Origin of the sequence: Asanoa sp. NPDC050611 (assembly GCF_040654855.1) — a bacterium.
GTDB lineage: Bacteria > Actinomycetota > Actinomycetes > Mycobacteriales > Micromonosporaceae > Asanoa.
Map to the genome: position 1 here is coordinate 1 of NZ_JBFAIU010000222.1, position 12822 is coordinate 12822.

Annotated in this window: 10 protein-coding genes; 3 read left to right on the forward strand and 7 right to left on the reverse strand. The window is 70.2% G+C overall.

The window, feature by feature from the left end; all coding sequences use genetic code 11:
- Positions 1–35: 35 nt before the first annotated feature.
- The 3 genes from AB0H87_RS27965 to AB0H87_RS27975 form a co-directional block, all read right to left on the reverse strand.
- Positions 36–1181, reverse strand: coding sequence for an FAD-dependent oxidoreductase (locus AB0H87_RS27965; protein ID WP_360151833.1), 1146 nt, complete (start codon positions 1179–1181; stop codon positions 36–38).
- A gap of 102 nt (positions 1182–1283) precedes the next feature.
- Positions 1284–1712, reverse strand: a complete 429-nt coding sequence (locus AB0H87_RS27970; protein WP_360151836.1) for an OsmC family protein — start codon at positions 1710–1712, stop codon at positions 1284–1286.
- 141 nt (positions 1713–1853) lie between these two features.
- Complete coding sequence (locus AB0H87_RS27975) at positions 1854–2510, reverse strand: TetR family transcriptional regulator C-terminal domain-containing protein (protein WP_360151839.1); 657 nt, start codon at positions 2508–2510, stop codon at positions 1854–1856.
- 366 nt (positions 2511–2876) lie between these two features.
- Here AB0H87_RS27975 and AB0H87_RS27980 point away from each other — a divergent pair, with 366 nt between their 5' ends.
- The gene (locus tag AB0H87_RS27980) at positions 2877–3281 is read left to right on the forward strand and encodes a nuclear transport factor 2 family protein (RefSeq protein WP_360151842.1); all 405 of its coding nucleotides are present in this window, start codon (positions 2877–2879) and stop codon (positions 3279–3281) included.
- 59 nt (positions 3282–3340) lie between these two features.
- Positions 3341–4285 carry an NADP-dependent oxidoreductase gene (locus tag AB0H87_RS27985; RefSeq protein ID WP_360151845.1) on the forward strand — a complete coding sequence of 315 codons (945 nt, stop codon included), beginning with the start codon at positions 3341–3343 and terminating at the stop codon, positions 4283–4285.
- On the opposite strand, the gene AB0H87_RS27990 is transcribed toward AB0H87_RS27985, so the two are convergent.
- Positions 4266–4745: a hypothetical protein gene (locus AB0H87_RS27990; protein WP_360151848.1), complete on the reverse strand. Its 480-nt coding sequence runs from the start codon at positions 4743–4745 to the stop codon at positions 4266–4268. The two genes, AB0H87_RS27985 and AB0H87_RS27990, sit on opposite strands and share 20 nt — an antisense overlap.
- Positions 4746–4989: 244 nt before the next feature.
- Between AB0H87_RS27990 and AB0H87_RS27995 the strand changes: the two genes are divergently transcribed.
- The gene (locus AB0H87_RS27995; RefSeq protein ID WP_360151851.1) at positions 4990–5859 is read left to right on the forward strand and encodes a serine hydrolase domain-containing protein; all 870 of its coding nucleotides are present in this window, start codon (positions 4990–4992) and stop codon (positions 5857–5859) included.
- 63 nt (positions 5860–5922) lie between these two features.
- On the opposite strand, the gene AB0H87_RS28000 is transcribed toward AB0H87_RS27995, so the two are convergent.
- The 3 genes from AB0H87_RS28000 to AB0H87_RS28010 all read right to left on the reverse strand — a co-directional run.
- The gene (locus AB0H87_RS28000) at positions 5923–7122 is read right to left on the reverse strand and encodes a chloride channel protein (RefSeq protein WP_360151854.1); all 1200 of its coding nucleotides are present in this window, start codon (positions 7120–7122) and stop codon (positions 5923–5925) included.
- A gap of 406 nt (positions 7123–7528) precedes the next feature.
- Positions 7529–10654: an AAA family ATPase gene (locus AB0H87_RS28005; protein WP_360151857.1), complete on the reverse strand. Its 3126-nt coding sequence runs from the start codon at positions 10652–10654 to the stop codon at positions 7529–7531.
- A gap of 28 nt (positions 10655–10682) precedes the next feature.
- On the reverse strand, positions 10683–12822 hold a 2140-nt coding region (locus tag AB0H87_RS28010; protein ID WP_360151860.1), incomplete at its 5' end, for a LuxR C-terminal-related transcriptional regulator.

Below are 12822 nucleotides of genomic sequence, written 5' to 3' on the forward strand. Positions count from 1 at the left end.
CGGTACTACCACGAGGCCGACCAGCGCCCGAACTTCTACCTGGACGCGGACGCCCGCGCCCACTCGGCCGTGGTCAGGCCGTCGAAGGGCGGGTCGGTCAAGGACCTGCCCAGCGCCCGGGCCGTGATGGCCTCGCCGGCGATCCGCGCCTGGTACTTGGCCATGTGGGTGAGCAGCGCCCGGCCGGTCAGGTCGCCGGTGGCGTAGAGCCAGTCGGTGCCGACGACCCGCAGTTGGTCGTCGACGTCGACGTATCCGTGCGCGGTTTCGACGCCGACCGTTTCGAGCCCGATGTCGTCGGTGCCGCCGCGGCGGCCGACCGCGACCACCAGCTCGTCGGCCTCGATCTGGTCGCCGTCGTCGAGGGTGACGGTCACCGTCCCGCCGTGGATGTGGCCGACGCCCGAATCCCGCGCCCGCTGCCGGTTGAACCGAACGGCGTTCGTGTTGAGCCGGACCGTGATTCCGGCGTCGGCGAAGTGACGCAGCGCGAAGTCGCCGGCGAAGGGTTCCATCGTCGTCAGCAGTCGCGGGCCGCGGTGGACGAGCGTCACCTCCTTCGCGCCCAGGGCGCGCAGCCAGGTGACCGACTCGCAGGCGACCGGGCCGCCACCGACGACCACGACCCGGCCCGGGACCTCGCGCAGGGCCGTGACGTCCCGGGAGGTCCACGGGAACGCCCCGGCGAGACCCTCGATCGGCGGTACGAACGCCGAGCTGCCCGTCGCGAGGATCACCGCGTGGCCGGCGGTGATCGTCCGCACGGTTCCGTCGCGCGCGGTCACGGAGACGGTCTTCTCCCCCGCCAGCCGACCGCGTCCGCGTACGAGGTCGATGTTGTTAATCTTGAGAAACTCGACTTCCTGCGGGTCGGCGTAGTGGAAGGCGATGTCGTCGCGTCGGGCCAGGACCGCCGCCACGTCCAGTGACCGGCCCGCGATCATCTCGCGTACGCCGGGCAGGTCCCGGCCCAGGCTCTGCGCCTCGACCGGCAGGAGCAGCGCCTTGCTCGGCCGGCACGCCCAGTACTCGCATTCGCCGCCGATCAGGTCCTCTTCCACAAGAACCGTCGCGAGGCCGGAGAACTGGCTGGCGTACTGAGCGGCCGTCTCCCCGGCCTGACCACCGCCGACGACGATGACGTCCCAGTGGTCCCTGTCTCGGCTTTCAGGCGCAGACATTGCCGTCCCTTTTCTGCTTTTCGTCCCTCTCCGCATCCTGCCAACCCCTAGCCGGGACCGTGGCCCTTTCCGCCTACGCATGCGTGCGGACCCGTGCGGGCGTCAGCGTGGTCCGACGAACTCGGTCCGTACGCTCCATGCGAACTGAATCAGCAGGGTCACCGGGGACCTCTCGGCAATCTCATGCATCACCTTCAAGTCGTCGGGGTCAGGTTCTTCGCTCAGCGTGATCGTGCGCCGCAGGTAACGCTCCTCGCCCTCCCGCACGGGTTCGTGGTAGTCGATCTCGACGGTGATGTCGCCGGCGGTGTCGTACTTGTAGTCGACGTACTGCCGCAGCGTCTGCGCGGTGCACGACGCGAGGGCCATCAGCAGGTACTCCGTCGGCGTCGGACCTTCGCCGACTGCGCCGTTGTGCGGTTCATCGGCGACGAGGGTGAAGCCGCGGGTGGTCATGTCCGTGCGCCGGCGCTCGGTGGCCGGAAGGACGGCTCGGGCGGATGCGACGACACGATCCCGATCGGGTTCCATCAGCCGCTCCTTCTCTTGTAGATCCTGGTGGTGACGGTCTGGCCACCCGGACGCAGCAGCGCAGCCGCACGCTGAACAGGGGGCTGCGGCTACGCTAGCCTTAGCGGACTAAATAGTCCAGTTAACCGACCTCGCCTTACATCAACGGGTCGGCTCGTTGGACGGCTCCACGAGGAACGACTTGATGTGTTCCAGCGCCATGTCCAGCGCGACTTCCATGGGTGCCACATCATGTGCGGCGTTCGCCAGCAGGTAGCCGCCTTGCAGAGCCGCCATCAATCCCGTTGCCAGCTTCTCCGGGTCGGCGTCCTGGCGCAGTGCGCCGCTGTCCCGCATCCGGTGCAGGCCATCACTGATCAGCTTTTCCCATGTCGCGAACGTCTCCGACAGCATCGATCGAGCCTGCTCATCCTGATCGGACAGCTCATTGGCCATCGACCCGAGGCCACACCCGTATCTGCCGTTGTTCAGCGAGTTGGCCTGGACCAGCGCGTTGCGCCACCGGACCAGCCCTGAGAACGACCTCAGACGTTCGAGCCCTCCGCGCTCGCGCGCAAGCACCAGCGCGCCGCGATACTTGACCAGCGCGCGCACGAGCTCCTGCTTGTCGGCGAAGTGTTGGTAAAGCTGAGACTTGCTCGTCTGGCTTGCCTCGCGGACGTCGTCGAGGGTCGTCGCGTTCACTCCACGCACGAGCATCAGCCGGTTCGCCGCCTCGAGGATCCGCTCTCGCGTCGCGAGCCCCCGCTGGCTGATCCTTCGCTGTTTCGCCGGTGCAACCACCTGCTCGTCGCCCACTTGTGCAGTCTACCCATCGGCGCGCTGGACCATCCATAAAGATGGGACTTTGGGGTCCATCCGGAGCTCGCGGGACATCTGGAGACCGAGTCCGTCCTGGGCTACTTGGTCCGTTCCGTGGCGATCGACCGGCGCAGGATCTGTCCCGTACTCGCGGGCGCGTGTTGCCATCCGGGCCTCAAGTGGACCATATGGTCTCTATAGAACGAGTCAACCGTCGATGCTTTCTGGACTGGGGCCATCGGCGTCGCCCGCGCAGGCGTATCTCCTCCGCAGCATCAACACGAGCATCCACCGAACAACGCTTGCTACACTGGACGAGTTAGTCCAGTTAACAACGGCAACCAACACGAACAGGAAGCCGAGATGTCCGATTCCTATTCTCTCCCGACCGAACCCGAAGGCGTCGTTCCGTCGCTGGTTGAGCGGTTCAACTCCGGCACGGTCAGCGCGATGTTGGGCCTGTACGAGCAGGAGGCGGTGCTCGTCAAGAAGGACGGGCGGACCGTCAGTGGTCATACCGAGATCGCCGCTCAACTCGAGCCCGATCTCCAGCACGGCCTGCCTTTGAAGGCCAAGGCTCGCCATGTGTTCGTCGCCGGCGATATCGCCGAGATCGTGCTGGACTGGTCAATTGCCGGCACGGGTCGCAACGGCGAGCAGGTGGACGTCGGAGGCTCGGCCTGCGACGTCGTGCACCGCGGCGCGGACGGAATCTGGCGGTACATGATCGACAACAACTTCGGAACGGCCGTGCGACAGCCCGCCTGAACAAGCCGCGATGGAGCCATGTCGACGCAGGCGAGGACCGTTGCTGAAAGGGTAGTCAGATGAAGGCGATCGTGGTGACGGACCGGGCCGCGGGCACGGCGGGGATGACACTGACGGAACGGCCCGGCCCCGACGTGGCGTTGCTCGGCAGTCTCGAGGGCGCCAACTACGGCGATGTCGTCGTTGCCGTTCATGCGTCGGGATTCACCGGGAACGAGCTGGAGTGGCCCTCGACGTGGGTCGATCGCCGCGGCCGTGACCGGACACCGTCGATCCCCGGCCACGAGATGGCCGGTGTCGTCACAGCTCTCAGCTACGGAGCAACAGGGCTGTCGGTGGGACAACGGGTGTTCGGCCTCACCGACTGGACCCGCGACGGCACACTCGCGGAGTACGTCGTCGTCGAGGCGCGCAACCTTGCACCGCTACCCGGCGACGTCGACCCCACCGTGGGCGCGAGCGTCGCGATGACCGGCTTGACCGCCTGGCAAGGACTGTTCGAACACGGCCATCTCGGGGCGGGTCAGAGTGTTCTCGTGCACGGCGCGGCCGGCGCGGTCGGTTCGATGGCGACACAGCTCGCACGGGAGGCCGGCGCCTACGTCATCGGCACCGGCCGCGCCGCCCACCGTCAGACGGCCCTCGACTACGGCGCGCACGAGTTCGTCGACCTCGAGAACGACGCGCTGGACGGCGTCGGCGGGGTCGATCTGGTGTTCGACGTCTTCGGCGGCGACATCGGAAGCCGGTCCGCGGGTCTGGTTCGCGGCGGAGGAACCCTGGTGACCGTCGCCGGTCCGCCAGCGGCACGGCCGGCCGACGGTCTGGCGATCGACTTCGTTGTCGTGTCCGATCGCGCGCAGCTGGGTGAGATCGCCCGGCGGGTGCGGGACGGACGGCTGCGGCCGAACATCGGCCAGGTCGCGGCCCTCGATGATGCTGTCGATGCCTTCAACCCGACCGAGAGAATCAACGGCAAGACGATCATCCGCGTTCGCGGGTGATCCCTTCGTCCGGGTCGTGGTCGTTGCGGGCCTCGATGGCCTTGACGGCACGTGCAAGTTCCTTGCCCAGCACCCGGTGGCCGATGAAACCGATCACGAAGCCGAGCGCGCGCCCCTTGAAGTTCTTGCCGTCGCGCACCTCGATGAGGTCCACAGTGGTCGTTCCGTCGGGCTGCGGGCTCAGCGTGTACGTGAAGCCCGATTTGCCACCCCACCTGTTGGAATCCGTGGTGGTGACCACGACATGGTTCACATCGGACCAGTCGTAGTGCATGCGTTCCCAGATGCCGCCAGAGCCCTCGGTGACGTCAGCGTGATCGGCGCCCCGCTCGTGCACCTTGAGATATCCGTCGGCGCTGCGGCTGAAGATCTCCGACCGCCCAGGCCCGAAGTCGGTCAATGCGGCGACGAACTGCTCGGGCGTCGCCGTCGTGGACTGGTGAAGGTGAATCGTGGCCATACCGGCTCCTCCTTGCGACGTCTGGCACGTACGCACAGGTCACGCCACCTCCAACCTAGAACAGCACGGCGGTCGACCTGGTCGACACCGCGAGGTAGCCATGACCAAGCCGCCGTTCGCGTCAGAATCACCGCGCCAGTCCCTCGGCCATCGCCATCAACAACAAGCCGTCGGGTGACGCTCGACGGCCCGGCGTCGCCGTCAGGGCGGTCCCCGCCGGGATGGGCCCTCTAGCATCAGCCGCATGCTCGAAGACTTCTCAGGAGTCGTCACCGTCACGCGACACGGAAAGCCGGTCACCACCCACACCGGCGGTGGATGCACGCCCGCGACGCCCTTCCAGATCGCCTCGGTGAGCAAGAACTTCGCCTCGACCCTGGCGATGATGCTGGTCGCGGACGGGCGGCTCGACCTCCGCCAGCCGTTGCGCCATCTGGTGCCCGAGGCGCCGAAAACCTGGCAACGCATCGCGTTGCATCACGTGCTCAGCAACTCCACCGGGATCGGCCACTGGGCGGACGTGCCCGGCATGGACCCACACACACCGGCGACCCGGGACGAATGGCTGGGGCTGGTCCTGCGGGCGCCGCTCCTGTTCGAGCCGGGCACCCGCTTCCACTACTCCAGTCCGGCCTTCCTCCTCGCCGGCGTGGTCATCGAGCGCGCCGCAGGTCGCCCGTACCCGGACCTGATCGCCGAGAAGATCCTGCGACCGCTCAGCCTCGCCGCCACCGGCAACGGCTTCACTCCCCCGAACATCGCGCCGGGCCATCACGCCGGTGAGCCCGTCGCGCCGTGGGACCTGCGGTCGATGATCGGCGCGGGCGACATGTTCTCCACGACCGAAGACCTCATCGTGTACGCCCGCGCGGTGGAGGACGGCACGCTGGTCTCGCCGGCCTCGCTGGCCCTGATGCGCACCCCGCACGTGACGTTCGACGAACCGGACCGAAGCCCCGACGGCCGGCTGGAGATAACGGGCTACGGCTATGGCCACTTCGTCGGCACCTTCGACGGCCGACCCGCCGCACTGCACACCGGCGACAACCCGGGCTACAAGTCCCTCGTCGCCTGGCTGCCCGGCGGCGCCGGCGTGGCTGGCGTTGTCCAATGACGACACTGTCAGGTGGGAGGACGTACTCGCCGAGGTTCTGTGATGCCGGCAGCCGCGGCCGGCTCAGCCCTCCGACTTCGCGCCGGCTGTGCGGGCCTGCTTCCGGCTGGCCAGAAAGTATTTCACGCCTTCCATCGTGAGGTAGGCGGTGACCACGGCGATGAGAACGGGTGCGGTTTGCAGCGCACCGACCTGGGTCAGGAACGCGGCGGTGAGGACCATCGCGAACGGCGCCGCCGCCAGCGCCCCCGGAACGGCCGCCAGCAGGCAGGCGAACGCCAATCCCAGCGGCACACCGGGGATGACGTGATGGACGATGACGCCGGCCGTTCCGCCGATGAACAGCGACGGGAAGATGGGACCGCCCACGAAGCCGCTCCCTTGGCTGACGCCGAAGGTGAGCATCTTCGCGATGAGCGTGGCGCTGACCACGCCGAGGCCGAGAGTCGCCTCGTGGCTCAGGACGGTCTTGAGTTGGTCCGCACCGCTGAACATGGACAGCGGCAAGACCACGCCGACGACCCCGAAGATCACTCCGCCTGTCACTGACTTGGCGATGTCCGGGACCTTCAGCCGGCCGAACGCCCGTGCAGCCCCCCGCGTGAATCCCACCAGCACAATCACCACCAACGCGGCGAACAGGCCGAGCGGGATCGCGGCGAGCAGTTGCCAGCTCTTGAAATCGAACTGCGGCACCTTGTAGTTGCCCAGGAAGACGGCACCGGCGATGGCGAAGTAGATCCCGAAGGAGACGCTCGGCGCGACGATCTGCGCGGCCAGGGCCGTGGTGAACCGCTTGCCGCCCGGGCGGGCGATCTCCATGATCAGCATGACGACGATCACGGTGCTCGAGAACAGCCCGCCGTACGCACCCGCGAAGCCGGCCAGGGTGTTCACCTGACCGTCCTCGGCCTTGAACCCCCTCCTGGCAGCGATCCAGCTGCCCAGGCCGCCACCCATCGAACCCAGCGCCTTCTCCGGTCCGAGGCTGGCCCCACCGATCAGCGATACCGCGGAGACGGCCGCGATTCCGGGCACCAGGCGCGCGTTCACGTGCTCGGTCTGCAGGTCAGCGAACAAGCCGGGAGTCGTCCAGGGCAGACCGGTCAGGCGGCGCGCCACGCCGACCGCCGCGCCCGCTGCCGCGCCGACCGCCACCCACCACCAATGTCCGCCGAACCAGCCAGGGTCGGAGTCGCTGTACCACCTGCCTCCGAGCGTGATCACCCCGACGAAGACCAGCGCGGCGAACGCGCCGGACACGCCTAAGAGGCCGGCCCAGGCCAGCAGAGCCCAGAACTCTGGTTTCCGGGTAACCGGCGGTGAAATGCTCTGCTCGGGTGTCCCCGTCACGACGGGGACCGCGCGTGAGCTGAACCTGAATCCGAGCATTCGCCGCCCTGCCGCGGCGACTGGCTCGGACAACGCTCGTTCACGGCTACCAGCCCCCGGACAACAGGTAGAAATCGCCCTTTATCCTACCGACCAATTCGGACGTGCGGCCGCTCTCCGGGCAACTGCGGATCCGCCGCCGGCGGGCTGGCGTTGGGCGCCCAGCCGGCGCCACGAAGACCTCCCGCGCGCGGTAGCGGGGTTACCGTCGCGCCGGGGCCCGCACCAGCGCTGGGGCCCGGGATGCGGTGGCAGGGACGCAAGGAACATTCGCAGGTCATGGCCGCCGGTCAGCCAGCGCGGCCAGCAGGTCGTCCGCACGCTGGGCGAACAGATGGGCCTCGCGCTCGATGGACAGCGCACGTGCGCGCTCGGTTGCCGCTCGGACGCGCGGGATCGGCTCGCCGCGGGCCTTCATCACCCGCGCCCTCAGCAGGAGCAGCAGGCCCTCGGCGTAGCGCTCCCCGTGTGTGTCCAACAGCGAATCCGCCCGGTCGATAGCCGCGGCGGCCTCGTCGAGCTTGTCCGCCGCGAGCCACATCTCGCCGAGCAGGCCGTACCAGGTCGCCAGGCCGGAGCGTGGCGGCTCGGCCAACGTCGCGGCGATGATCCGTTCTGCTTCCACCGCGGCGCCGGTCGGGTCCTGGCCGGTCACGGCCCTCCCCCAGCACTGGGCCAGCCGCTGGTAGCCGCCGAAGTAGCCGAACGAGAAGTCGGGGTCGACGGCGATCCCGCGGTGCGCGACGCGCAAGGCCCACGCCGGGTCGCCGGCGAGTGCGGCGACCGTGACGGTGAACGCGGCCCACACCGTGATCACGTACGGTTCGTCGCCGATGGCCGACTCGATGGTGTCGAGCAGCGCCCGCGCCGCGGTGACGTCGCCGTGCAGCGCGGTCATCAGCGCGAGCATGACGGGCCCGAGCATCCGCAGGTCGCGCCGGAGCTGGTCGGCCGTGCCGTCGGCCACGGCGTCCAGCACGGTGGAGTGGGTGCGGTTCAGGTACCGGTACGCCTCGCCGATGTTGCCGATCTCCCACTGGTGGATGCCCCAGGCGTACCGGCCGTACACCTGGCGGATGGGGTCTGTGGACGCCTCGCCCGCTTCGAGCAGCCGGGCCGCCAGCCGGCCCGCGCGGTCGAGTTCGATGCCCTGCGCGTGCGTGACCCAGCGGGAGAAGAGAAAGTCGGCGGCGTCCCGTTCCCGACCGAGCTGGCGGGCCAGCTCCTCGGCCCGTTCCAGCGGTTGCTGGGCCGCACCGTAATAGCCCTCCCGCATACCGTCCACCGCGGTCAGCAGCGACAGCGCGGACAGCTCGAGGTCCGCAAGACCCGCCGCGCGAGCCACCCGGGCGCCCTTCCGCAAGTGGTGCGCCGCGGCATCGCATGCCGCTTTGGCAGCGGCGCAACGGCCGGCGCGGATCAGGATGGCCACGGTTCGCGCCGGGTCCGCGATCGGGCCGGCCGACCACAGGTGGTACGCGAGGCGCTCGGCCATCGTCTCGTCCCGCACGACCGCCCGCTCGAGAACGTCGGCGACCCGTAAGTGCAGGCGTGCGGCCTGCGGCGGCGGTATGGACGTGGCGACCGACTCACGGACCAGATCGTGCGTGAAGCGGTACGAGAACGGGTTTCCGGGCGATGGTTCGATGAGGGCGAGCCCCTCCATCGACTCCAGACGGCCGAGACACGTCTCCACATCGAGGCCGGCGCTGCCGGCCAGCAACGGGATCTCGAACTCGCGGCCGATCAGCGCGGCGATCCGCAGCAGGCTCTGGGCCGCGTCGGCGAGGACGGCTACCCGGCCGCGAACGACATCCTGGACGGTGGCCGGCACCCCGGACCGCGGGACGACGACCTCAGCGCCGAGCAGCCGGGACAGCTCCCGGACGAAGAACGGATTGCCGCCGGTACGGGCAACGATCTGCTGCGTGGTCCGCGAGTTCGGGTGCTGGCCGGTCTCGCGGCGGACCAGCTCGGCCACCTCGGAGACGCTGAGCGGCCCGAGCCGGATCCGGCGGTGCACCGGCAGTCGGCTGGCCGCGGCGAGCATCCGTCGGAGATCGGGCCCGGGCGGGGGCGCACAGGAACGCAGTGCGGCGATCACGGCTGTCCCGCGTGGCAGCCGCGCGACCAGATGGCTGAAGAGATCGAGCGAGGCGGTGTCGGCCCACTGGAGGTCGTCGACCAGGAGCACCACCGGCCTCCGCGGCGACACCTGGCCGACGATCGCGACAGCCTGCTCGAACAGGCGGAACCGGCTGCCCATCGGCACCGCTGGGTCGCCATCAGATGGTCCGATCAAGGGCCCGAGCTCGCCGGCCCGCCACTGTTCCTGCGCCGCCGGGGGCAGAGCGTCGACGACCCCGCCGATCGCCTGCGTCCACGGCCACATCGCCGGCGCGACGTCCCCTTCCAGACAGCGCCCCCAGGCGACGAGCGCCCCCCACCGCTGCGCCTCGGCGGCGACTTCTTCGAGCAGGCGGGTCTTACCGACGCCCGGCTCACCCTCCACCAACGCGAGGCCCGTCTCGCCGGCCAGCGCCGCCTCGACCGTGCGCCGCAGCACCGCGAGATCGTGGGACCGGCCGATCAACGACTCGGCGGAGCGGGAGCGCGGCCGTGGCGCGGGCGGCTGCTCCTCCGGCGTCTTCTCCAGCACCAGCTGGTACGCGGCGGCGAGCGCCGGGCCGGGGTCGATGCCCAACTCCTCGGCGAGCCGGGCGCGAACCGTCCGCAACAACGAGAGCGCCTCCGCCGCTTGCCCGGCTGCGGCCAAGGCGTGGGCGAGACCCGCGTGCACCCCCTCGTGCAGCGGTGCCATGCGCGCAGCGAGGCGCAGCGGAGGGAGCACGCGCCCGGGTTGCCCCTGCGCCACCGCGAGGTCGGCCGCAGTCACGCAGACCTCGAGAAACTCGGCATCCAGCGCGGCGAAGACCGACATCCCGTTCGGTCCGTGCGCCAGCCCGTCCCCGGCGGGGCCGTGCCAGAGCCCGAGGGCACGGACGTACACATCCAGCTTGGCCTCGTCGGCGCCGGTCCGCGCTGCCGCGACCAGCTCCCGGAACAAGGCGGCGTCCAGGCACCCGGGGTCAGCGGCGAAGAGGTAGCCGTTGCCGTGGCGTCGCAGGTACGAGCCGGACTCCCGCGCGGGCAGCCCGGGCTCGAACAGCCGACGCAGCGCACCGACGTACTTCTGCAGGATGTTGGCCGCCGAAACGGGTGCGTCGTCGGCCCAGACCAGATCGACCAGCTCGCTCATGCTGATCGGCTTGCCGGCGCTGGCGAGCAGAACCGCCAGCAGATAGGCCTGCTGCCGGGGACCAGCGTCCAGTTCGACACCGTCCCGCCAGACCCGCAACGGACCGAGAATCTGGAGGCGCACACTGTCGCCGGAGAACGCCATAGCTGACGGTAGGCAGTGGTCGGCGGCGTCAGACTACGTCGGATGACGTAATCCGCCGGGCCAGTTCGGCCCGCGAGCTGACGTGGACCTTCGGGTAGATGCGGTACAGGTGGGTGCTCACGGTCCGTGGGGACAGGAACAACCGCTCGCCGATCTCCCGGTTGCTCAGGCCCTCCGCGGTGAGCCGCGCGATCTGCTGCTCCTGCGGTGTGAGCGCGGCCATGGCGTCCATCGGCTTGCGGCGGGTCTCGCCGGTCGCCCGCAGCTCGGCCCGGGCCCGGTCGGCCCACGGCGTGGCGCCGAGCGCGTCGAAGGTGGCCGCGGCGGCCCGCAGCGGCGGCCGGCTCTGGGTGATCCGGTGCGCGCGCCGCAGGGAAGCACCGTGGGTGAGCTGCAGCCGGGCGCGGTCGAACGGCCAGTCGGCCAGGTCATCGGCGAACGCGGCGCGGTAGTCGCCGGAGAGGACGGCGCGCGCGTACCCCAGTGAGACCGTCAATGCGGGTGATCGGCTCTGCGCGGCGACCGGCTCCAGGCGGGACACCACCGGGCGCAGCTCGTCGAGAAAGCCGCCGAGCACGGCCGCTTCGGCCAGGTCGCCGAGCAGGAGCGGCTGGTACGCCGGGAAGTGGGCGCCGTCCGCCGGGTCGTAGACACGCATCAGCTGGCGGAAGGCGTCGTCGGCGTGGCCGCCGGCGAGGGCGGCGACGCCCCGCGCCCGCTGCACGAGGGCCAGCATCGGAAACCGGCGGGCGGCCACGAGCACCTGTTCGGCTTCGTCGGCGCGCCGGCGGGCGGCCTCGACGTCACCGCGGCGAGCCTCGGCGAGGGCGGCGACCAGGCTGCCACCCAACATCCAGGTCGGCTGTCCGGTCTCCGTTGCCAGCGCGACGCACTCGGCTGCCAGCGGCAACGCGGCGCGCGTGTCACCCAGGGAGGCCGTGGCCGAGGCGGCGGTCGCCAGCGCCTGGGTCAAGGTGCCGATCCGTCCCTGCCGGCGCAGGTCGTCGACGGCGGACAGGGCGAAGTCCCGAGCGAGGTCGAGTGCGCCGACCGCGAACGCGGCGATACCCAGTTCCATGCGTACGCCGGGAAGCAGGTCCATCCGGTGCACCAGCGGCCGCAGCCGTTCCAGGCAGATCGCGCCGTGCTCGATCGACGCGATCTGCGACAGGTTCACGATCAGGCGTGGGTCGTCGTCGTCGAGGCCCAGGCCGAGGACGATCTCGACGAACCGGTCGCGGACCGCGGCGGGAGCGTCGGAGTAATAGACGCGCATGGACAGCTCGGTCATGGACCTGGCGGCGAGATCACGCTCGCCGTCACGCCGCATCGTGTCGACGAGGTCGGCGTACGCGCGCAGTCGTTCCGGTCCGGACCAGGCGTCACCCTTTGTCCCCTCGCGGATCCAGGTCAGCCGGGCCCGGTCCGCCGGGCGCATCGCGGTCTCGTCGATCTCACCCATCAGGCGGTGCACGGTGACCGCGTCGCCCTGCTCGGACGCCAGGTTGCAGGCCCAGACCTGACGGCGGCCACGCTCCAACGGATCCTCGCTGAGCTGCACCGCCCGGGTGATCGCGGCCAGCGCGACCGCGACCGCCTGCCGCTCGACGGCCCCGACGGCCATCTCGGTCAGTTCCCGCGCCAACGCTTCGTTGCGGCCTGACTCGGCGGACGCCCGGTGCCACAGGCGGCGTTGCGGGTGGTCGGACAGCACGTCGGCGAGCGCCGAGTGGATGCGGCGCCGATCGCCGGCGGCGGCCTGCTGGCGCAGCGCCGAGCGCAGCAGCGGGTGCCGGAAGCGCACCTCGTATCGTTCGTCGACGGTCACGAACCGGGCCGTGACGGCGGGCTGGATCGCGTCCGGTGACACGTCGGCGCCGGTGGTGAGCGCGGCGGCGGCGAGGATCTCGTCGAGGTCGCGGCCGTCGTCCAGCGCCGCGATCAGCAGCAGGTTGCGGGTCAGCGGCGGCAGCTCGGCGACCAGACCGCCGAACGTCTGCTCGACCCGCGTGCTCAGCGGAAGCGACGACGGCAACAGCGCGGCGCCACCGGATCGCGCGGCGGCGGTGCCCAGTTCGACGATGCCCAAGGGGTTGCCGGCCGCTTCGTCCAGCACCCGCGCCCGCAGCGCCGGCGCCAACTCCGGGGCGGTGCGGTCCAGCAGCGCA